The sequence below is a fragment of the Micromonospora sp. PLK6-60 genome, from assembly GCF_019890675.1.
Lineage (GTDB): Bacteria > Actinomycetota > Actinomycetes > Mycobacteriales > Micromonosporaceae > Micromonospora.
Genome location: NZ_JAIOAA010000006.1, coordinates 185,165 through 206,461, shown reverse-complemented (window position 1 = coordinate 206,461; position 21,297 = coordinate 185,165). Strand labels below are relative to the sequence as shown.

General features: G+C 72.7%; 19 protein-coding genes. 7 read left to right on the top strand and 12 right to left on the bottom strand.

All coding sequences use genetic code 11. The features are described 5' to 3' along the window. Nucleotides 1-15: 15 nt before the first annotated feature. The 5 genes from K7640_RS14335 to K7640_RS14315 form a co-directional block, all read right to left on the bottom strand. A complete protein-coding gene (locus tag K7640_RS14335) occupies nucleotides 16-1,395 on the bottom strand; it encodes a GH1 family beta-glucosidase (RefSeq protein ID WP_222955299.1) in 1,380 nt (459 codons plus the stop codon). A 59-nt stretch (nucleotides 1,396-1,454) separates the two neighbouring features. Next, on the bottom strand, nucleotides 1,455-2,288 hold the full coding sequence (locus K7640_RS14330; protein WP_222955298.1) for a carbohydrate ABC transporter permease: 834 nt from the start codon (nucleotides 2,286-2,288) through the stop codon (nucleotides 1,455-1,457). Further along, a complete protein-coding gene (locus K7640_RS14325) occupies nucleotides 2,288-3,277 on the bottom strand; it encodes a carbohydrate ABC transporter permease (protein WP_222955297.1) in 990 nt (329 codons plus the stop codon). Before K7640_RS14325 ends, K7640_RS14330 begins: the two co-directional genes overlap by 1 nt. 74 nt (nucleotides 3,278-3,351) lie before the next feature. Further along, nucleotides 3,352-4,659 (bottom strand): ABC transporter substrate-binding protein, encoded by a 1,308-nt coding sequence (locus tag K7640_RS14320; protein ID WP_222955296.1) that lies wholly within the window; start codon nucleotides 4,657-4,659, stop codon nucleotides 3,352-3,354. Between the two features lie 191 nt (nucleotides 4,660-4,850). Then, complete coding sequence (locus K7640_RS14315) at nucleotides 4,851-5,609, bottom strand: maleylpyruvate isomerase family mycothiol-dependent enzyme (protein WP_222955295.1); 759 nt, start codon at nucleotides 5,607-5,609, stop codon at nucleotides 4,851-4,853. 122 nt (nucleotides 5,610-5,731) lie between these two features. Between K7640_RS14315 and K7640_RS14310 the strand changes: the two genes are divergently transcribed. After that, a complete protein-coding gene (locus K7640_RS14310) occupies nucleotides 5,732-6,769 on the top strand; it encodes a UDP-N-acetylmuramate dehydrogenase (RefSeq protein WP_222955489.1) in 1,038 nt (345 codons plus the stop codon). 95 nt (nucleotides 6,770-6,864) lie between these two features. Here K7640_RS14310 and K7640_RS14305 read toward each other — a convergent pair whose 3' ends face one another. Continuing rightward, nucleotides 6,865-7,659, bottom strand: coding sequence for a class I SAM-dependent methyltransferase (locus K7640_RS14305; RefSeq protein ID WP_222955294.1), 795 nt, complete (start codon nucleotides 7,657-7,659; stop codon nucleotides 6,865-6,867). After that, a complete protein-coding gene (locus tag K7640_RS14300; RefSeq protein ID WP_222955293.1) occupies nucleotides 7,659-8,423 on the bottom strand; it encodes an SDR family NAD(P)-dependent oxidoreductase in 765 nt (254 codons plus the stop codon). Before K7640_RS14300 ends, K7640_RS14305 begins: the two co-directional genes overlap by 1 nt. A gap of 193 nt (nucleotides 8,424-8,616) precedes the next feature. Here K7640_RS14300 and mshA point away from each other — a divergent pair, with 193 nt between their 5' ends. The 3 genes from mshA to K7640_RS14285 all read left to right on the top strand — a co-directional run bounded on the left by mshA (nucleotide 8,617) and on the right by K7640_RS14285 (nucleotide 11,632). Beyond that, on the top strand, nucleotides 8,617-9,981 hold the full coding sequence (mshA, locus tag K7640_RS14295; protein WP_222955292.1) for a D-inositol-3-phosphate glycosyltransferase: 1,365 nt from the start codon (nucleotides 8,617-8,619) through the stop codon (nucleotides 9,979-9,981). 123 nt (nucleotides 9,982-10,104) lie between these two features. Continuing rightward, the gene (locus K7640_RS14290) at nucleotides 10,105-10,653 is read left to right on the top strand and encodes a YbjN domain-containing protein (RefSeq protein WP_222955291.1); all 549 of its coding nucleotides are present in this window, start codon (nucleotides 10,105-10,107) and stop codon (nucleotides 10,651-10,653) included. 76 nt (nucleotides 10,654-10,729) lie between these two features. Then, on the top strand, nucleotides 10,730-11,632 hold the full coding sequence (locus K7640_RS14285; RefSeq protein ID WP_222955290.1) for a hypothetical protein: 903 nt from the start codon (nucleotides 10,730-10,732) through the stop codon (nucleotides 11,630-11,632). Nucleotides 11,633-12,104: 472 nt separating this feature from the next. Here the strand turns inward: K7640_RS14285 and K7640_RS14280 are convergent, their stop codons facing one another. Both K7640_RS14280 and K7640_RS14275 read right to left on the bottom strand, forming a co-directional pair. Beyond that, entirely contained in the window at nucleotides 12,105-13,379 is a 1,275-nt protein-coding gene (locus tag K7640_RS14280; RefSeq protein WP_222955289.1) for an MFS transporter, read from the bottom strand. A gap of 76 nt (nucleotides 13,380-13,455) precedes the next feature. Further along, nucleotides 13,456-14,778 carry an MFS transporter gene (locus K7640_RS14275; protein ID WP_222955288.1) on the bottom strand — a complete coding sequence of 441 codons (1,323 nt, stop codon included), beginning with the start codon at nucleotides 14,776-14,778 and terminating at the stop codon, nucleotides 13,456-13,458. Nucleotides 14,779-14,928: 150 nt separating this feature from the next. Between K7640_RS14275 and K7640_RS14270 the strand changes: the two genes are divergently transcribed. Continuing rightward, nucleotides 14,929-15,696, top strand: coding sequence for a phosphoglyceromutase (locus tag K7640_RS14270; RefSeq protein WP_222955287.1), 768 nt, complete (start codon nucleotides 14,929-14,931; stop codon nucleotides 15,694-15,696). 55 nt (nucleotides 15,697-15,751) lie between these two features. On the opposite strand, the gene phoU is transcribed toward K7640_RS14270, so the two are convergent. Then, entirely contained in the window at nucleotides 15,752-16,393 is a 642-nt protein-coding gene (phoU, locus tag K7640_RS14265) for a phosphate signaling complex protein PhoU (RefSeq protein ID WP_222955286.1), read from the bottom strand. Between the two features lie 215 nt (nucleotides 16,394-16,608). Here phoU and K7640_RS14260 point away from each other — a divergent pair, with 215 nt between their 5' ends. Beyond that, a complete protein-coding gene (locus tag K7640_RS14260; RefSeq protein ID WP_222955285.1) occupies nucleotides 16,609-17,907 on the top strand; it encodes a cell wall metabolism sensor histidine kinase WalK in 1,299 nt (432 codons plus the stop codon). A 16-nt stretch (nucleotides 17,908-17,923) separates the two neighbouring features. After that, on the top strand, nucleotides 17,924-18,607 hold the full coding sequence (locus K7640_RS14255; protein ID WP_222955284.1) for a response regulator transcription factor: 684 nt from the start codon (nucleotides 17,924-17,926) through the stop codon (nucleotides 18,605-18,607). A gap of 344 nt (nucleotides 18,608-18,951) precedes the next feature. Here the strand turns inward: K7640_RS14255 and K7640_RS14250 are convergent, their stop codons facing one another. Together K7640_RS14250 and K7640_RS14245 are read right to left on the bottom strand one after the other, a co-directional pair. Next, the gene (locus tag K7640_RS14250; RefSeq protein ID WP_308042556.1) at nucleotides 18,952-19,626 is read right to left on the bottom strand and encodes a response regulator; all 675 of its coding nucleotides are present in this window, start codon (nucleotides 19,624-19,626) and stop codon (nucleotides 18,952-18,954) included. Beyond that, nucleotides 19,623-21,272 carry an ATP-binding protein gene (locus tag K7640_RS14245; RefSeq protein WP_222955283.1) on the bottom strand — a complete coding sequence of 550 codons (1,650 nt, stop codon included), beginning with the start codon at nucleotides 21,270-21,272 and terminating at the stop codon, nucleotides 19,623-19,625. Before K7640_RS14245 ends, K7640_RS14250 begins: the two co-directional genes overlap by 4 nt. Nucleotides 21,273-21,297 lie beyond the last annotated feature (25 nt).

The window sequence follows — 21,297 nt, the reverse complement described above, 5'->3', positions numbered from 1 at the left end:
GTTACCACCACCTCGTCACAGCCCGTTCCGGGCGATCACCTCCTGGTACCAGCGAGCGCTCTCCTTCGGTGTGCGCCGCTGGGTCAGGTAGTCGACGTGGACGATCCCGAACCGCTTGCGGTAACCCTCGGCCCATTCGAAGTTGTCCAGGAACGACCATACGAGATAACCGCGCAGGTCCACCCCCCGGGCGATGGCCGCGTGCGCCGCCCGCAGATGCCCGTCGAGGTACGCCACCCGGTCGCTGTCGGCCACCCAGCCGGTGCCGTCCGGGCCCTCCTCGCTCTGCTTGTCCGGGAACGCCGCGCCGTTCTCGGTGATGATCAGCGGCAGCCCCGGGTAGTCGGTGGCGATCCGTTCCAGCAGCCGGGTCAGCGACGCCGGTTCGATCATCCAGCCCATGTCGGTGAGCGGGCCCACCGGCGGCAGGAACTCCACCGACCCCTCGGTGCCCGGCCACGCGCTGCCACCCGCCGCGCCGGCCCGGCCGGCCACGTAGGTCGGCGCGTAGAAGTTGACCCCGAGCAGGTCGATGGGGGCCGCGATGGTCTTCTCGTCGCCGTCCCGGATGAAGTCCGGCTCCACCATCCGGGAGACGTGCTCCAGCACGTCCGCCGGGTAGCCGGCGCCGGTCAGCGGGTCCAGGAAGATCCGGTTGTGCAGGCCGTCGACGAGGCGTACCGCGGCGGCGTCCGCCGCGCTGTCCGGGTCGGCGGGCCGGACGTCCGCCGGGTTCAGGGTGATCCCGACGACCTCCGCGCCGGCCGCGCGCAGCGCCCGGGCCGCCAGGCCGTGCCCCAGCAGCAGATGGTGTACGGCTCGGAAGGCCGCCCCGGCGTCCCGCTCGCCGGGAGCGTGCAGCCCGTTGCCGTAGCCCAGGTAGGCCGAGCACCACGGCTCGTTGAGGGTGGTCCAGGTGCGGATCCGGTCGCCCAGCCGGGAGTGCACCGCGACCGCGTAGTCGGCCAGGTGCGCGGCGGTGTTCCGGCTGGTCCAGCCCCCGGCGTCCTGGAGGGTCTGCGGCAGGTCCCAGTGGTAGAGCGTGACGATCGGGTCGATGCCCCGGGCCAGCAGCGCGTCGGTGAGCCGGTCGTAGAAGTCCAGCCCGCGCGGGTTGACCGGGCCGGTGCCGTCGGGGCGGATCCGGGGCCAGGACACCGAGAACCGGTACGCCCGCAACCCCAGGTCGGCCATCAGCGCCACGTCCTGCGGGTACCGGTGGTAGTGGTCGCAGGCGACGTCGCCGGTGTGCCCCTGGAACACCCGGCCCGGCGTACGGCTGAAGGTGTCCCAGATCGACGGGCCGCGGCCGTCCTCGGTGGCCGCGCCCTCGATCTGGTACGCCGCGGTGGCCGCCCCCCAGACGAAGCCCTCGGGGAAACGAAGCGGACTCACGCTGGGCCCTTCTTCCGTTCGCGACTGCGGGGCTCGCAAACCCGGCTCACTCCTCGCGCTCACGCCTTCACCGCACCTTCCATGATGCCCCCGATGATCTGGCGGCCGAACACGACGAACACCAGCAGCAGGGGCAGGGTGGCGATCGCCGTCCCGGTGAACACCTGCGACATGTCCTGGTAGTAGCCGTCCGACAGGGCCCGCAGCGACAGCTGCACGGTCGGGTTCTCCGGGTCGTTGAGCACCGCGTACGGCCAGAGGAAGTCGTTCCAGGTGGTCATGAAGGTGAGCAGGCCGAGCACCGCGGCGGCGGGACGCAGCGCGGGCAGCACCACGTTCCAGTAGATCCGGGCGCTGTTGCAGCCGTCCATCCGGGCCGCCTCGATCAGCTCGGTGCTCACCGCCTGGCCGGCGTACTGGCGCATCAGGAACACGCCGAACCCGGTGACCAGGGCCGGCACGATCACCGCCGGCAGCCGGTCGTTCCAGTTCAGCTTGGTCATCAGCATGTACAGCGGGATGATGCCGAGCTGGGTCGGCACCATCATGGTCGCGATGATCACCAGTAGCAGCGCGTTGCGTCCCCGGAAGCGCAGCTTGGCGAAGGCGAAGCCGGCCAGGGTGGAGAAGAACACCACCGACACGGTGACCGTGGTCGCCACGATCGCCGAGTTGATCAGACCGGTCAGGAAGTACGCGTCGGTGTTGTCGAAGAGCTGGGCGATGTTCGCGCCCAGGTTGCCGCCCGGGGTGATCGGCGGTGGCACCTGACCCATCGCGTCGCTGGTCCGGCTGGCCACCACGAACATCCAGTAGATCGGGAAGATCGACAGGACGGCGGTGAGGATCAGGGCCAGGTAGGTGAGTCGGCCGGCCGACCAGATCCGGGACATCAGGCGTCCTCCTTCAGGCCGCCGCCACCGCCGAGCCGGCGCAGCAGCAGCACGTTGATGGCCGCGACCACCGCGATGAGCGCGAAGAGCAGCCAGGCGACCGCCGAGCCGTAGCCGAAGTTGTAGTTCGGGGCGAAGGCGTTCTCGAACATGTACATGGTCACCGTCTGCGACTCGCGCAGGCTCCCGCCCCGGATCGGGTTGGTGCCGGAGTGGAACATCCGTGGCTCGGTGAAGAGCTGGAGCCCGCCGATGGTGGAGATGATGACCGCGAAGATGATTGTCGGCTTGAGCAGCGGCACGGTGATCGACCAGAACTGCCGGGACCGGGTCGCGCCGTCGATGGAGGCGGACTCGTACAGGTCGCGCGGGATGGCCTGCATGGCGGCCAGGAAGATCAGCGCGTTGTAGCCGGTCCACCGCCAGTCGACCATGGTGGAGATGGCCACCCAGGAGGCGATCCGGTTGGCCTTCCAGTTGATCGCGTCGATGCCGACGTGGTCGAGCAGCCAGTTGATCATGCCGAACTCGCGGCCGAAGAGCACCCCGAAGACGATGGCCACCGCGGCGGTCGAGGTGACGTTCGGGACCAGCACCGCCATCCGCCAGCCGGTGCGCGCCCGCAGTTGGCGGTTGAGCAGGTTGGCCAGCCAGAGCGCGAGGAGCAGTTGCGGGACGGTGGAGATGACGAAGATGCCGAGGGTGTTGACCACCGAGTGCCAGAAGTCGGGGTCGCCCATCAGCGCGCTGTAGTTGTCCAGCCCGATGAACGCGGGGCTGGTGCCGAGCAGGTCCCAGTCGTGCAGCGAGACCCAGAAGGTGTAGATCAGCGGGTACAGCCCGAAGACGCCGAAGAGCAGAAAGAACGGCGCGATGTAGAAATAGGGCGAGTATTTCGTGTCGAACCGGCTGAGCCGGTGCCCCCGGCGGGAGCGGTCGGTGCGGGGCGCCGGTGCGACCGGCGGACGGGCGTCGAGCTGGACGGCCATGGTCCGGGACTCCTTTCCGCCGTGCGGGCGGCACCCGGGGTGCCCCGGGACCGCCCGCACGGATGGCTTCTCCGCTACTTGGCCGCGGCCTTCTTCGCGTTACCGACCGCGTCGTTCCAACCCTGTTCGGGGCTGCGCTGCCCCAGCTCGACGGTGCGGACCGCGTTCTCCACCTCGGTCCGGACGGCCTGGTTCTTCGGTCCCATGTAGACCGGCTTCAGGCTCTTGGCGCCCTCGGCGAAGATCTTGCCGACCGGAGCGTCGGAGAAGTACGCGTTCGTCGAGTCGATGATCGCCGGGTCCTCGAGCGCCTGCGGCGACGACGGCAGCGGGCCCTTGGCCTTGAACGCGCCGATCTGGCCCTTGGCGCTGGTCAGGAACTTGGCCAGCTCGATCGCCTCGGCCTGGTGCTTGCTCTGCTTGGGCACGGCCAGGAAGGAGCCGCCCCAGTTGCCGCCGTCGCCGGGGACGTCGGCCACGTCCCACTTGCCCTTGCCGCCGGGGCCGGCGTTGCCCTCGATGACCCCGGTCAACCAGGCGGGGCAGGCGATGGTGGCGAACTTGGACTGCTTGAAGGCGGAGACCCACTCCTCCGACCAGGAGCCGTACTTGCCGGACAGCCCGGAGTCGATGATGTCCATCGTGGTGTCGTACGCCTGCCGGACCGCCGGGTTGCTGTCCACGACCAGGTTGTCGGACGTGTCGTAGTAGCTGTAACCGGTGGTGTTGCCGGCGGTCTGGAGCAGCACGGTGTTGAAGGTGTTCGTCGCCCCGTCCAGGAACGACGCCCCGGTGTTCTTGGCCTTGAACTGCTCACCGACCTTGATGTAGTCCTGCCAGGTCGGCCAGAGCTTGGACACCTCGTCCCGCTCGGTGGGCAGGCCGGCCTTGGCGAACAGGTCCTTGCGGTAGCACATCGCCATGCCGCCGACGTCGGTGCCGAGCCCGATCAACTGCTTGCCGTCGGCGGTCAGGCCCTGGTTCCACTTCCACTCCAGGAAGTTGCCCTTGAGGTCGGCGGCGCCGTGGTCGAGCAGATTCACGAAGTTCTGCGGGCGGGCCTTGTACTCGACGAGCAGGCCCTCCTCGATGGCGACGACGTCGCCGGCGCCCTTGCCCGCGGCCAGCCACTGGGTGAGCTTCGGCGAGTACTCGTCGAGGTTGCTGCCGGTGCCCCGCTCGACGATCTTCACGTCGGGGTGCGCGGCCATGTACTCCTTGTAGAGGTCGTCGTAGCCGAACTGGCCGAACACGTCCACGGTCAGCGTGATCGGTCCGCCCTCGGCGGCATCGTCGCCACCGCCGCAGGCGGAGGTGGCGAGCAGGGTGCTGGCGGCGACGAGGGCGACCGCGGCCAGGCGGCGGCGCGAAAAGGTTGCCATCTCTTATCTGACCCCTCTAGGTCGACGGGTGGTGGAGTGGTTTCTCGATGTGAGAGAGCGCTCTCACGAAAGAGTGGCCGCTGCCCCGGCTCCTGTCAAGAGAGCGCTCTCAGACCGTTATCAAGCGCAAAAGGGCGGCCCTCCGCAGGGGAGGGCCGCCCTCGGCGGCGGCGGTGCGGCGGCGGGTCGGTTCAGGCGCCGACCCGCAGGCCGTCCAGCAGTCCCCGGTCGCCGGCGACCACCAGGTTGTCGAAGCTGACCCGCCCCATCAGGGCGAGCAGCAGGTCGCTCGCCGTGCCGGTGACCTGGGCGCGGGCGTGGTGGTCGTCGTGGTCGAGGATGGTGGCGGTGTCCAGCAGGGCCACGCCCTCGCCGCGCAGCCGCAGATACCAGTGCTGGGCGGCGTCCGTGGCGATCAGGTGCACCACCCCGTGCCACTGGCCGGGGGCGACCCGCCGGCCGGCCGGCAGCCAGGTGTCCAGCACCTCGCTCACCCCGTCGGCGGCGAGCTTGGCCTCGATCGGCTCGCCGGCCGCGATGGCGAGCTGGGCGTCCCAGCGGTGCACGGCGGTCTCGTGCGCCACCCGGCGCGGCCAGAACGCCGCCTTCTTCGGCTGCGGCGCGAAGTTCCACGCCGGGGCCTCCGGGTCGAGCGCCTCGAAGACCCCGATGAGCTGGTCGAACTCCTGCTGGTACCACTGCGCCGGGGTCAGACCGGCCGGCGGCTCCGGGTCGTGCCGCTCGGGCCGGGTGGCGGATCCGGCGGTGACCACCGTGCGGGCCCAGACGTAGGACCGGGTCAGATGGTGGGCGAGGTCGGTGACGGTCCAACCGGGGCAGGAGAGCACGGGTGTCTCGGGCGGCGCCTCGGCGACGGCGGCGGCGAAGGCGGGGCCCTCCGCCCGGAGGGCGCCGATCCAGAAGTCCTTGGTGCCGTGCAGTCTGCTCATCGCAATCCTCCCGGGGGTGACCGAGCCACCAGACGGTTGCCGCGGCTACCCCTCAGCCTAGGGTGAAAGGCGTGTCAGACGTCTACGCCCATCCGTCAACCGACGCCCAGCCGGCCGCCGCCATGCTGGCCGGTTACACCACCCTGCGCCTCGGTGGCCCCGCCGGCCGGTTGGTGACCGCCGTCAGCGCCGAGGAAATCGTACAAAAGGTGCAGCAGGCGCAGCTGCATGACGAGCCCATCCTCGTCCTCGCGGGCGGCAGCAACGTGGTGATCGGGGACCAGGGGTTCCCCGGCACGGTGGTGCTGGTCCGCTCGCGCGGGCTGCGGGTGCTCACCGAGGACGCCGACACGGTGACCGTACGGGTCGAGGCCGGCGAGCCGTGGGACGACTTCGTCGCCGCCACCGTCGCCAACGGCTGGTCCGGGGTGGAGTGCCTCTCCGGCATCCCCGGCTCGGCCGGGGCCACCCCGATCCAGAACGTCGGCGCGTACGGCCAGGAGGTGGCCGAGACGATCACCGGCGTCCAGGTGTACGACCGCACCGACGGCAGCGTCGGCCGGGTCGACGCGGCGGACTGCGGCTTCGCGTACCGGTCCAGCATCTTCAAGTACAGCGACCGCTGGGTGGTGCTCTCGGTCGACTTCCGACTTGCCCGCTCGCCGCTGTCCGGCCCGGTCCGCTACGCCGAGCTGGCCCGGTCGCTCGGCGTCGAGGTCGGCGGCCGGGTGCCGCTGGCGGAGGCCCGGTCCACGGTGCTGCGGCTGCGCGCCGGCAAGGGCATGGTGCTGGACGCGGAAGACCCGGACACCTGGTCGGTCGGGTCGTTCTTCACCAACCCGGTGCTCGACCGGGAGGCGTACGAGCTGCTCCGCGAGCGGGCCGCCGACCTGGGCGAACCGCCCTCCTGGCCGTGCCCCGGCGACATGGTCAAGGTCAGCGCCGCCTGGCTGATCGACAAGGCCGGTTTCGCCAAGGGCCACCCCGGCCCCGGCGGCACCGCCATCTCCACCAAACACACCTTGGCCCTGACCAACCGCGCCGGCGGCACCAGCACCGCCGCCCTGCTGGGGCTGGCCCGGGAGATCCGCGATGGCGTCCACGCCCGCTTCGGCACCCCCCTCCACCCCGAACCCGTCCTCATCAACTGCACCCTCTAACCCGAACCCCCCCCACCCCCCCCACCCCCCGTCTCAGAGCGTCGATCATGAAGTTTGCGTCGAGTTCTGCCGGAATCGTGGCGCAAACTTCATGATCAACTAGGTGTCGTGGGGGCGATGGTGGGGTAGGGGAGGGTGAGGGTGCCTCGGCGCCAGTGGCGGGGGCGGCCCTGGACGGGCCAGCCCGCCTGCTTCAGCGCGGCTACGGTGCGGGTCCAGCGCTCGCGGGGGCCGAAGGGGGCGTAGCCGGCCGCTGACTGCCAGGCGTGCTCCAGCGCCTGGATCAGGTCGTGGATGCGCTCGCCGGGGACGTTGCGGTGGATCAGCGCCTTGGGCAGCCGCTCAGCCAGCGTCGCCGGGCTCTCCAACGTGGTCGGCTTCGCGGCGAGCGTGAGGGTGCGCGGCCCGGTCCGGTCCAACAGCACCCACGCGCCCAGCCGCCCCAACTCGTCGCAGGTGCCCTCGACCAGCAGCCCGCCCGGGGCGAGCCGCTCGGTCATCGTGCGCCAGGCCCCGGCGACCTCGCTCTCGTCGTACTGGCGCAGCACGTTGAACGCGCGGACCAGGGCGGGACGGAGCCCGGCCAGCTCGAACCCGCCCCGGGCGAAGGTGAGCCACGGCGGGTCGGCGGCCGGCTCGGCGGCGGCCACCCGTACCGGATCGATCTCCAGCCCGACCACCCGCACGTCGGGGCGTACCCCGGCGGCCAGCCGGGCCCGCAGCTCGACCGGGGTGACCGGGGTGGCGCCGTAGCCCAGGTCGACCACCAGCGGGTCGGCGGCGGCGCGCAGCGCGGCGCCGCAGGTCTCGACGATCCAGTTGTCCACCCGCCGGAGCCGGTTGGGGTTCGTCGTCCCCCGGGTGACCACCCCGAGCGGCCGGTGCGCCATTAGCTGGTCCGGTGCACCTTGTGCTGGGCGGCCTGGGCCAGCGGGCGGACCACCAGCTGGTCGATGTTCACGTGGTGCGGGCGGGTGGCGCACCAGGCGACGCAGTCGGCGACGTCGTCGGCGACGAGCGGCTCGGCCACCCCGGCGTAGACGGCGGCCGCCCGCTCGGCGTCGCCGCCGAACCGGACCAGGCCGAACTCGTCGGTCTTCACCATGCCCGGGTCGATCTCGATCACCCGGACCGGTCGGCCGCACAGCTCCAGCCGGAGCGTGCCGGCGATCGCGGTCTGCGCGTGCTTCGCCGCGGTGTACCCGCCGCCGCCCTCGTAGACGGTGTGCCCGGCGGTGGAGCTGACGATCACGACGGTCCCCGCGCCCGAGGCCACCAGCGCGGGCAGCAGCGCCTGGGTCACCCGGAGCGTGCCGAGCACGTTGACGTCGTACATCCACTGCCAGTCGCCGACCGAGCCGGACTCCACCGGGTCGAGCCCGCGCGCGCCGCCGGCGTTGTTGACCAGCAGGGTGACCGGGCCGGGGGCGGCCTCGGCGGCGGCCCGCAGGCCGGCCACCGACTCGTCGGAGGTGACGTCGCACGCCAGCGCGGTGGCCGCGCCGCCGGCCCGCTCGATCTCGGCGACCAGGCCGGCCAGCCGGTCGGTGCGCCGGGCGGCGGCGAGCACGTGGAAGCCCTCGGCGGCGAGCCGGCGGGCGGTGGCCGCCCCTATCCCGCTGGACGCCCCGGTGACGATCGCGACAGAGGTCATCGGACCATTCTCGCCCCCGCCCCCGGTGGCACGCGCGGGTGGCCCGGCGGGGGCCGGAATGAGGTCCGTCACGCCGGCCACCCCGGCCGTGCGCATTTCCGAAGCCCGATGGGGAAGATGACATCCGGCGTACAGGTTGACCGAGGAGCGCCGGTCGTGCGGGACGGCATCAACCGTGACAGAAGGAGCGGACGTGGCGGATTTGCACACCGGTGTCGGTCGTCAGCGGGGTGCCCTGCCGTGGCCGCGGCCCCGGCGGATCGCGACCCTCTCCGTGCACACCTCGCCGCTGCACCAGCCCGGCACGGGTGACGCGGGCGGCATGAACGTCTACATCCTCGAGGTCGCCCGGCGGCTCGCCGAGGCCGACGTCGAGGTCGAGATCTTCACCCGGGCCACCTCCGGCGACCTGCCGCCGGTGGTCGAGATGGCGCCCGGCGTGCACGTCCGGCACATCACCTCCGGGCCCCTGGAGGGGCTGACCAAGGAGGAACTGCCGGGCCAGCTCTGCGCCTTCACCGCCGGCGTGCTGCGCGCCGAGGCGTCCCGCCCGCCCGGCCACTACGACCTGATCCACTCGCACTACTGGCTCTCCGGCCAGGTCGGCTGGCTGGCCAAGGAGCGCTGGGGGGTGCCGCTGGCGCACACCGCGCACACCCTGGCGAAGGTCAAGAACGCCCAGCTCGCCGCCGGTGACCGGCCGGAGCCGAAGGCCCGGGTGATCGGTGAGGAGCAGGTGGTCGCCGAGGCCGACCGGCTGATCGCGAACACCCGGGTCGAGGCGCGGGACCTGCTCGACCGGTACGGCGCCGACCCGCAGCGGGTCGCCGTGGTCGAGCCCGGCGTCGACCTGGACCGGTTCCGCCCGACCCCGGGCGACCGGCCCGCCGCGACCCGCGCGGCCCGGCGCCGGCTGGGGCTGCCCACCGCCGGATACGTGGTGGCGTTCGTCGGGCGGATCCAGCCGCTCAAGGCCCCCGACGTGCTGATCCGCGCGGTGGCCGCGCTCCGGCGCTGCGATCCCCGGCTCGCCGACGAGGTGACCGTGGTGATCTGCGGCGGGCCGAGCGGCAGCGGCCTGGAGCGGCCGACCGCCCTGATCGACCTGGCCGCCTCGCTCGGGGTCACCGACCGGGTGCGGTTCCTGCCGCCGCTCACCGGCGACGCCCTGCCCGCGCTGTACCGGGCCGCCGATCTGGTGGCGGTGCCCTCGCACAACGAGTCGTTCGGGCTGGTGGCGCTGGAGGCGCAGGCGTGCGGCACGCCGGTGCTGGCCGCCGCCCGGGGCGGCCTGGTCACCGCCGTTCGGGACGGGGTGAGCGGGGTGCTCATCGACGGCCACGACCCGGACGACTGGGCCCGGGTGCTGGCCCGGCTGCTGCCGGACCCGGCCCGCCGGGCCGCGCTCTCCCGGGGCGCCGAGCGGCACGCCCGCGACTTCTCCTGGCAGCGCACCGTCGCCGGGCTGCTCGCCGTCTACGGCGAGGCGATCGCCGAGCACCGCGACCGGCTCGCCGCCCGCGTCGCCGGCGACCCCGCCCTCACCTGCTCCTGGTGAGGGTGCAAGGAGGGGGCCCTTGTTAACGCCTCCGGTATAGGAGGGGCCCCCTGTTAACGCTTCCGGCGGGGGGCCGACTGTCCAGCCCGGCGGGGGCCGGGGGCCGACCGTAGAGTGGGGCGGATGAGCGCCAAGAGCGAAGTCGCCGCCCTGATCGAGTCGGCCTGCGCCGAACGGGAGCTGGACTGGGAGGCCACCGGTGAGGCGTCCTACGCGGTCACCCTCCCGGGCACCCACAAGCTCAAGACGATCTGCAACCTGATCGTGGGCGAGCACGCCCTGCGGGTCGAGGCGTTCGTGATGCGCCAGCCGGACGAGCGGCGCGAGGAGCTCTGGGCGTGGCTGCTCCAGCGCAACGCCCGGATGTACGGGGTGGCGTTCTCCATCGACTCGGTCGGCGACGTCTACCTGACCGGGCGGGTCAACCTGGCCGGGGTGGACGCCGACGAGCTGGACCGGCTGCTGGGCGCCGTGCTGACGTACGCCGACGAGTCCTTCGACACCATGCTCGAGATCGGCTTCGGCGCGGCGATCCGGCGGGAGTGGGAATGGCGGGTCAAGCGCGGCGAGTCCACCGCCAACCTCGCCGCCTTCGCCCACCTGTTCGAGCCGTCCGCCGGTGACGGCACCCGGCAGGCCGCTCCCGTCCCCGGTGGTTCGGACCCGTCCTGACGGGTATGCCGCACCGCGCGGTGCGGCACTGGGACCGGCCGCGAGCCGAGGACGGACTGTCGAGGAGCGTGGACACATGGCTCAGCGCAGCAGCTCAGGTCGCGGCGCGACTGCGACCAGGACCAGACGCCAGCCGGGCAACCAGACGCCCAACACCCCGAACGTCTCCGAGTCGGAGATCTCCCGGATGAAGGCGGACGACATCCGGGGCCAGTTGCGCCGCCGTGGCGTCTCCGGCATCTCCGGGCTGCGCAAGCCCGAGCTGGTGAAGACGCTGGCGCGGACGTTGCGTACCGAGCGCCGCTCGGGCGGGGCCGCGCGGGGCGCCACCGGGCCGGCGGGCCGGGCGGCGGGAACCCGGAAGGCGGCCGGCGCGGCGAAGCGTACGTCCGCCGCGCGGGCGAAGGCGGCACCGGCACCGACCCGGGCCAAGGCCGCCCCGGGCCGGGCCAAGGCGGCCCCGAGCCGGGCCAAGGCGGCCCCGGGCCGGGCCAAGGCCGCGCCGAGCCGGGCGAAGGCGGCCCCGGCGCGGGCGAAGGCGGCGCCGGCGAAGCGGACGTCCGCCGCCCGGACGTCGACCGCCGGAGGTACGGGGACGAAGGCGACATCCGTGCGGACCGGGCGGTCGACCTCCCGGTCGGTGCGCTCGTCGCAGCAGATCACCTCGCTCCAGGACCGGCCGGAGCGTCCGGGGCGCAGCCTGGTGACCACGAACCACGAGGTCATTCAGCGCTGGGCGCGGGCCCGCAACGCCCGTCCCGCCACCATCGCCGGCACCGAGCGCGGCGACCGCGCGGGGGTGCTGACGTTCAACCTGCCCGGTTACCGGGAGAGCAGCCGGATCCGCGAGATCACCTGGGACGAGTGGTTCCGGACGTTCGACGCCCGCCGGCTGAACCTGATCTACCAGGAGCAGATGCGCGACGGCCGGCCGAGCAACTTCTTCCGGACCGAGTCACCCGATCGGGCGGACGCCTGAGTGTTTGCGGGAATGCGGGCCGGGTAGACGCTGTTGCGCCACACAGACCCGGAGGACCAGGACCGATCCGGACGTCGGTGTTGTGACCGGCGAGACAGCGATCCAGGTTGAATCCGGAATCCGGGGCGAACTAACTTTATTGCACCGCGCCACGCTTGGAAACGTTCGGGGGAGCGGCGGATCGATCAGATCCGTGCACCAGGCGAGGCGCACAGAACGGGTGGAGCACACCGTTGGGGGACGGTGCCACCCGTGGTACCGGCGGCGCGAGCGGGCGACGCTTACGGGGGTGAGGGTCGCCCGCCGCCGCCGGGTGATCGGGGCGAGCGCCCACCACGACGGGGGTCGGGGTGGGCGCTCGGCCCCGTTCCGGGTCGCTTCCGGCCACCCGTTCCGGGGCCGTGCGCTGGCCCGGACCGCCCGGCCGGATCGCTGGACCGGCCGAGCCGCCGGGGGGCGACATCGGGCCTGGTCAGCGGCTGCCGACCGGTGCGCCGGCCGGCCGGGCGAGGCGGGCCCGCAGGGCTGCCGTGCGGCGTTCCCGGGCCGGCCCGGCGAGCAGGTGACCGGCCGCCGCGGCCAGCCCCAGCGCGCCGACCACCAGCCAGTGCCGGTCGCCCAGGTGTTGCAGGCTGAGCCCGCCCAGCGCCGGTGCCACGAACGACGCCGCCGGGAAGGTCAGATAGAAGACCGCCTGGTAGCGCCCGCGCAGCTCGGGCGGGGCCAGATCCGCGTTGATCTGCGCGTTGGGCGGCGCGGCGAGCATCGAGCCGGCCGTCCAGACCACCGCCGCCCCGAGGTACGCCCACAGGTCGTCGGCCAGCGCCAGCGCGCCGAAGCCGAGCCCCATCAGCGCGGTGGCCACGGCGAGCACCCCGGCCTTGCGGTACCGGGCGATCAGCCGGGGCACGAAGAGCTGCCCCAGCACGATCAGCGCCCCACCCAGCGCCACCACCACGCCGTACGCCGAGGGCCGCAGCCCGTCCGCGCGCATCGCCAGCGGCATGATCGTCGAGGTCTGCATGGTGAGCACGGCCAGCAGGAAGGTCAGCCCGACGAAGACCAGGAAGTTCCGGTCGGTGAGCGCGGTGACCAGGCCCGGCCGGCGTACGGCCCGGTCCGGCGGCCCATCGTCGGCGCGCCGCCGGGACGCGCCGCGGGGCAGGCTCTCCGGCACCCGGGCGGCGATCACCAGCGCGGCGGTCAGCGTGGCGGCGGCGTCGAGCAGGAAGAGGGCGACGAAGCTCGCCTCGGCGAGCAGCCCGGCCAGCAGCGAGGCCACCGCCATGCCCAGGTTGAACGCCCAGAACTGGAGGTTGAAGGCGTACGGGCGGCGCGGTTCGGGCACCACGTCGACGATCGCGGCGACGAAGGCGGGGCTGAGCATGGAGTGTGCCACCCCGAGCAGGGTGATCAGCGCGGCGATCGCCGCCAGGTCCCGGGCGAAGGCCAGCCCGACCATCAGCGCGCCGGCCGTCAGGTGCCCGGCGAGCAGGGTGGCCCGCCGGCCCCAGCGGTCGGCGAGCACCCCACCGAGCAGCACCCCGACCGCCCCACCACCCCCGTACGCCCCGACGACCGCGCCGGCCAGCGCCGGGGAGGTGCCCCGCGCGGTGGTCAGGTAGAGGGACAGGAAGAGCACCGCGAACATGCCGGCGCGGTTGATCAGCAGGCCGGTCCAGAGATACCAGAAGGTGGCCGGCAGACCGCCCGTCGTGTCCCGCATCCAGCGCCGCGCGGCCCCCACGATCCCTCCCGAAAGTTTGTTAACTGACGCGCCGACGATAGGGGAGGCGACGCCATCGTGATCGCCGTCGGCGTACTCAGGAGGGGGCGCGGACCGGCTCGGCGGGTGCGATGGCCGCGGCCTCGGCCGCCTCCGGCGCCGGGGCCCGGCGGGCGGTGACCGGCTCGACCGGCGTGGCCGGCGCCCGCAGTTGGGTGGCCCGCCGTTCGCGGGCCGGGCCGGAGATCAGGTGGCCGACCGCGATGACCAGGCCGATCGCGGCGCAGCCGAGCCAGAGCGTGCTGTCGCCGGCCCGTTCCCGGACCAGGCCGCCGAGGATCGGGGCGGCGGCCCCGGCGAGCTGCCAGGAGAGCGAGAAGACGCCCTGGTAGCGCCCGCGCAGCTCGGCGGGGGAGAGTTCGGCGATCAGGGTGGCGTTGGAGGGCGAGTTGAGCATCTCGCCGAGCGTCCAGATCAGCACGGTTATCCCGAAGAACCAGGCGGCGTCGGCGAACGCGGTCAGGCCGAAGCCGACGCCCATCACCACCGCGGCCAGGGCGAGCACGTGCGAGCGGCTGCGCCCCCGGATGAGCCGGGGGACGAAGAGTTGCCCGAACACGATCAGCACGCCGTTGAGCGCGATGACCGAGCCGTAGGTGGCCGGGCTCAGGCCGGCGTCGCTCATCGCGATCGGCAGCATCGAGATGTGCTGGAGGAAGACCACCGCGCCGAACAGGTTCAGCGTCACGAAGACCAGGAAGACCCGGTCGGCCGCGATGGTGCGCAGCGCCCCGCGCGGGGCGGCGCCACCGGTCGGCGCGGTGACGGCGACGGTCCGGGTCTCGCCCACCCGGAAGAAAATGATCAGTGCGGTGACCAGGGTGGTGACCGCGTCCACCAGGAACAGCAGCAGGTAGCCGGCCTCGGCGGCGAGCCCGGCGAGGACCGCCGCACAGGCGAAGCCGAGGTTGATCGCCCAGTAGTTCAGCGAGAAGGCGCGCAGCCGGTCCTTCGCCGGCACCACGTCGATCATCATGGCCCCGAAGGCGGGGCGGGCCGCCTCGGCGAACGTACCCAGCAGCAGCGCGCCGAGGGCCACCGCCCAGAGCGGCCGGGCCAGGCCGAGCGCGACCATCATGGTGGCCGCGCCCAGGTGCGCGGTGAGCAGGGTGGGCCGCCGACCCCAGCGGTCGGTGAGCGTGCCGCCGACGGTGGTGCCGACCGCGCCGCCGACGCCCCAGAGCCCGATCACCAGGCCGGCCTGGGCGGCGGAGAACCCGCGGGCCTGGGTGAGGTAGATGGCGAGGAAGACCAGCACGAACGAGCCGAGCCGGTTGATCAGGGTGCCGGTCCACAGGTACCAGAAGGTGCGGGGCAGCCCGCCCGCCGTGTCCCGGAACCAACTCCGCACCGTCCGCACTTCCCGCCCCCGAACAGGTAATGACCGACATCCTCGCAATGCCTTACAACCTAGTCCCGGTGGTGATCACCGGTCATCCGCATTTCCACGTGGTGGTCGTCACCGCCGGTCCCCGCGTGTCCGCCGGGCCGGTACGGCAGGATGATCCGCATGACTGCGAGCGAAGGGCCCACCATCGGGACGCTGGTCCTGCTGCGGCACGGCGAGAGCGACTGGAACGCCAAGAACCTCTTCACCGGCTGGGTCGACGTCGACCTGACCGCCAAGGGTGAGACCGAGGCGCGGCGCGGCGGTGAGCTGCTCCGCGAGCACGGCCTGCTGCCGGACGTGGTGCACACCAGCGTGATGCGCCGGGCGATCCGCACCGCCGAGCTGGCGTTGAACGCCGCCGACCGGCACTGGATCGCGGTGCGCCGGTCGTGGCGGCTCAACGAGCGCCACTACGGCGCCCTGCAGGGCAAGAACAAGAAGCAGACCCTCGACGAGTACGGCCAGGAGCAGTTCATGCTCTGGCGCCGCTCGTACGACACCCCGCCGCCGCCGATCGCCGACGACGACGAGTGGTCGCAGGTCGGCGACCCCCGGTACGCGCTGCTGCCGACCGAGCTGATGCCGCGCACCGAGTGCCTCAAGGACGTCGTCGACCGGATGCTGCCGTACTGGTACGACTCGATCGTGCCGGACATCCTGGCCGGCCGGACGGTGCTGGTGGCCGCGCACGGCAACTCGCTGCGCGCCCTGGTCAAGCACCTCGACCAGATCTCCGACGCGGAGATCGCCAAGCTGAACATCCCCACCGGGATCCCGCTGCGCTACGACCTGGACCCGAACCTGCGCCCGCAGGTGCTCGGCGGGACGTACCTCGACCCGGAGGCCGCCAAGGAGGCCGCCGCCGCCGTCGCCAACCAGGGCCGCTGACGTGAAAGGAGGGGCCCCTTATTAACAGACGTCTGTTAATAAGGGGCCCCTCCTTTCACTTGGGCTCGCCGGTGATGAGGTAGACCACGTGTTCGCCGGCGTTGACCGCGTGGTCGGCGAAGCGCTCGTAGTAGCGCCCGAGCAGGGTCGCGTCGATCGCCGTCTCCACCCCGTACGGCCAGTCGTCGCTCAGCAGCACGCCGAACAGGCTCTTGTGCAGGTCGTCCATGGCGTCGTCGTCGCGGTCCAGTTCGGCGGCGAGGTCGGCGTCGGGGCGGGCCAGCACGGCGGCGATCTTCTCCGCCATCCGGTCGGCGATGCCCGCCATGTCGGTGAAGACCGGCCGCAGCTCGGCCGGCACCGCCGGGGAGGGGTGCCGCCGAAGGGCCGTCTTGGCCACGTGCTCGGCCAGGTCGCCCATCCGCTCCAGGTCCGCCGCCACGTGCAGCGCGGTGATCATGGCGCGCAGGTCGGAGGCGACCGGGGCCTGCCGGGCGAGCAGGTCGCAGACCCGCTCCTCGACGTGCCGGTAGAGGCCGTCGATCTCGGCGTCCTGCGCGATCACCGTCTCGGCCGCCTCCCGGTCCGCGGTGAGCAGCGCCCGGGTGGCGCGCGTCAGGGCGGTCCGTACGCCCTCCGCCATGTCCACCAGCAGTTGGCTCACGATCTGGAGATCGGCCCGGAACTCGTCGCGCATCATCACGTCCTGTACGTCGTGGCCGCCGGTCCCGTCGGTGCGGTGCCGGCGTACGGGGGGTTGAGCGGGTGCGCGACCACGGTAGGTCGGGGGAACGGACCGAAGGTGAACGCCGGTGAACGACGCGGGACCCGTGGGTGAACATTGCCGAAAGCGAGAGTGGTTCGTCCCGTTCTGTGCGGTACCCGGGTTAACAATGACCCTACGATCGCCGGGTGGAATGGGCGGTGGCGGTCGTGGTCGCGGTGGCCCTGGCGACCGGCCTGGTCGCCGGTGCGCTGCTCGCCGGGCCCGTCGGTGACTGGTGGCGCCGGAGGGCGTCGCGGGGGAGTGCTCTCTCCCGCTGGAGCACGGGGAGGCCCGCGATAGCGGACGAACAGCAGGTCGCGCTCTCCGGGATCGGTCGGAAGACGATCGACTCGCTGCGCGCCGGTGTCGTGGTGCTGGACCCCGACGACGTGCCGGTGCTGGTCAACCCGGCGGCCCGGGCGATGGGGCTGCTGCGCACCGGCGCCACCCCCGGCTCCCTCGCCGCGCACCCGTTGATCCGTACCCTGGCCGGCCAGGTGCGCCGCACCGGCGTGCGGCGCGAGATCGAGCTGGACCTGCCGCGCGGCCGCGACAGCGCCGGGGTGAACCCGCTCGGGGTGCACCTGCGCGCGATGGGCATCGGCGCCGACTACATCGCCGTCGAGGCGGCGGACGTCACCGAGGCGCACCGGGTGGCCCGGGTGCGCCGGGACTTCGTGGCGAACGTCAGCCACGAGCTGAAGACCCCGATCGGGGCGTTGCAGCTGCTCGCCGAGGCGCTGCTGGACGCCACCGAACCGACCGGCGGGACGCCGGCCGAGCTGCCCGAGGATCTGGTGGCCGCCCGCCGGTTCGCCGAGCGGATCCAGCACGAGTCCACCCGGCTGGGCCGGCTGGTGCAGGAACTGCTGGAACTGACCCGGTTGCAGGGGGCCGAGGAACAGCCGCCGCCGGCGCCGGTCGCGGTGGACTGGGTGATCGCCGAGGTGCTGGATCGGACTCGCACCACGGCCGCCGCCCGCCGCATCCAGGTGGTCGTCGAGGGCGCCAAGGGGCTCACCGTGTACGGCAGCGACAGCCAGCTCGCCACGGCGGTGGCGAACCTGGTGGAGAACGCGATCACCTACTCGGGCGAGGACACCAGCGTCCGGATCACCCCCCGGGCCACCGATGACCACGTGGAGATCTCGGTCACCGACCAGGGCATCGGCATCGCGCCGTCGGACGTCAACCGGATCTTCGAACGGTTCTACCGCGCGGATCAGGCCCGGTCCCGGGCGACCGGCGGCACCGGTCTCGGCCTGGCCATCGTGAAGCACATCGCCGGTAACCATGGCGGCCGGGTCGACGTGTCGAGCACTCTTGGTGGGGGGTCGACGTTCACCCTCCGGCTGCCCGCCAGCCCTCCGGACGACCTGGAGGCGACACTCGCGTCGGCTGGGATCGAGGCCGGCCCGGCCGAGCCTCGGCAGGACCGATCGTGATGGAAAGGAAGTCCCGTTGAGCCGCGTTCTGGTGGTCGAGGACGAGGAGTCGTTCTCCGACGCCCTGTCGTACATGCTCCGCAAGGAGGGGTTCGAGGTCTCCGTCGCCGCGACGGGCACCGACGCCCTCACCGAGTTCGACCGGACCGGTGCGGACATCGTGCTGCTCGACCTGATGCTGCCGGAGATGTCCGGCACCGAGGTCTGCCGGCAGCTGCGGCAGCGCTCGCACGTGCCGATCATCATGGTGACCGCGCGGGACAGCGAGATCGACAAGGTGGTCGGGCTGGAGATCGGCGCCGACGACTACGTGACCAAGCCGTACTCGCCGCGCGAGCTGGTGGCCCGGATCCGGGCCGTGCTGCGCCGGCAGACCGTCGAGGCTACCGAGTCCGGTGCCCCGACGCTGGCCGCCGGCCCGGTCCGGATGGACATCGAACGCCACGTGGTGACCGTCGAGGGCGCGCCGGTGCAGCTGCCGCTCAAGGAGTTCGAGCTGCTGGAGCTGCTGCTGCGCAACGCCGGGCGGGTGCTCACCCGGGGGCAGCTGATCGACCGGGTCTGGGGTGCCGACTACGTCGGGGACACCAAGACGCTGGACGTGCACGTCAAGCGGTTGCGCTCCAAGATCGAGCCGGAGCCGTCCGCGCCGCGCTTCATCGTCACGGTGCGCGGGTTGGGCTACAAGTTCGAGCCGTGAGAGGTAAGGAGGGTGCCCTTGTTAACGCATTTTGTATAGCAGGGGCCCCCTCTTAACAACCTGCGCAAGGACGACCTCGTGCCGGCGTACCTGGACAGGGGCGACGTGGTCCGGCCTGCGCGGCCGACCTGGCCCGCCGAGGGCCGGCGCCGCCGAGCCGGAGCCGCTGGCCCGGCAGCTGACCCTGCTCGGCGGCGTACCACGCCGCCGGGGTGCTCGACGGCGACCCGACGGTCGCCGAGGCGGCGAAGCGCGCGCCCTGGTCGACGCCGCGCTCGGCGGAAAGTGTTAACAGGGGGCCCTTCCTCTACCGGAGGCGTTAACAAGGGCACCCTCCTTACACCTCAGCCGAGCCAGGTGTAGCGGCGTTCGGGGCGGCCGGCCGCGCCGTAGCGGAGGCTGACCTCGGCCCGCCCGGTGCCACAGAAGTGCTCCAGGTAGCGGCGGGCGCTGACCCGGGAGATGCCCACCAGGTCGCCGCACTCGGCGGCCGAGAGGTTGCCGATGTGTTCCCGCAGCGCCCGTTCCACCAGCTCCGCCGTCTCCGGGCTCAGCCCGCGGGGCAGCGCCGAGGTGGCGATGTGCGCCCCGGTCCGGGACAGCACCCGGTCCACGTCGGCCTGGTCGCTGACCAGGGTGCCGCGCAGCGTGTCGCGGCGGGCCGCGTACTGCTCCAGGCGGGCCCGCAGCTCGTCGAAGCCGAACGGCTTGAGCAGGTAGTTCACCGCGCCGTAGCGGACCGCCCGGCGGACCGCCTCGGCCTCCCGGGCGGCGCTGATCACCAGCACGTCGCAGTCGTGCCGGGCGGCGCGCAGCCGGGTCACCACGTCCAGGCCGAACATGTCCGGCAGATAGAGGTCGAGCAGCACCAGGTCGGGGCGCAGCTCGTCGACCCGGGCCACCGCCTCCGCGCCGGTGCTCGCGGTGCCCACCACTCGGAACCCGTCGATCCGGCCGACGAAGCCGCAGTGGATCCGGCTCACCATGAAGTCGTCGTCGACGACCAGTACGTCGATCACCGGACCCCCTCCCGTACGCCGCCCACCGACAGTCGGGCGGTGAACATCGCGCCCTCCTCGGTGTTCGTCACCGCGACCTCGCCGCCGTGACGTTTGCAGACCAGCCGGGTGAGCGCCAGTCCGATCCCGCGTTCGCCGCCGCGCGCCGCCTTGGTGGTGAAGCCGTGGGTGAACACCTCCTGGGCGAGTTCCGGGGCCACCCCGGGCCCGCTGTCGCGGACCACGATCTCCACCGAGGAGGCGTCCTGGCGCAGCTCCACCTCCACCCAGTCCGGGCCGTCGCCGGCCGGCTCCCGGCCGGTCGCCACCGCCTCGACCGCGTTGTCCACCAGGTTGCCCAGCACGGTCGCCACGTCGGCGGCCAGTTCCGGCTCCAGCCGGGCCAGCCCGGTGCGCTCGGAGATCCGCAGCTCCACCCGGCGCTCGGCGGCCAGCGCCGACTTCGCCATCAGCAGCGCGGCGACCGCGGTGTCCTGGATCCGGCTGGTGACGGTCAGGTCGAGCGACGCCCGGTGCCGGCTGAGCGCGTCGACGTACCGCACCACCTCGTCGTGCTCGCCGATCTGGATCAGCCCGGAGATGGTGTGCAGCTGGTTGGCGAACTCGTGGGTCTGCGCCCGGAGCAGTTCGGTGGTGCTGCGGAACGAGCCCAGTTCCCGCTCCAGCCGGGCCAGCTCGGTCCGGTCGCGCAGGGTGGTGACCGAGCCGAGCCGGCGGCCGGCCCGGTCGACAGTCATCCGGTTCATCACCAGCACCCGCCCGCCGCGCACCACCACCTCGTCCCGGGCCTCCGGGCCGTCGGCCTGCCCGGCCAGCACGTCCCGCAGCCGCCCGGCGATGCCCAGCTCGGCGAGGCTGCGGCCCAAACAGTGCTCGGGCAGGTCGAGCAGCCGCCGGCCGACCTCGTTGACCAGGGTGACCCGCTGCTGTGGGTCGAGCGCGATGACGCCTTCGGCGATGCCGTGCAGCAGCGCCTCCCGGTGCTCGGCCAGCCCGGCGATCTCCCGGGGCTCCAGGCCGAGGGTCTGCCGCTTGATCCGCCGGGCCAGCAGCCAGGACCCGGCCAGGCCCAGCGCGGAGGCCAGGCCGAGGTAGGTGAGCAGGTACGAGGACGCGCCCACCAGCCGCTCGGACCAGGTGGGCGCGGCCGCGCCGACCACCACCACGCCCAGGTACCGGCCGACGTTGTCCTTCTTCGGGTCGGCGCCGAGCACCGGCACCTGCGCCACCAGCTCCCGCGACCCGTCCACCTCCAGCTCGCCGAACCAGCTGCCGCCCTGGCCGGCGGAGGGGTCGCCGAGCGTCACCGGGCTGCCCACCAGGGTCGGGTTGGTGGAGGCGACCACCCGGCCACGGGCGTTCGCCACGGTCACCGAGGTCACCCGGTACTGGGTGCGGGTGTTCTGCACCAGCGGGGCGATCGCCTCGCCGGGCGACGGCTCGTCGAGCTGCTCGCGCAGCAGCAGGCTGCCGCCGAGCTGTTCGCCCAGGGCGGCGACCCGGCGCCCCTCGACCCGGTTGAAGGTCGCCGCCGACTGGGCCAGTGACACCGCCGCCACCGCCGCCAGCACGACCACGATGATCGCGAGCTGGAGGACCAGCAGCTCCCCGGCCAGCGTGCGGCGGCGGGAAGTGATCGCGACCACAAAGACCTCAATTTCCGCTGGTGAC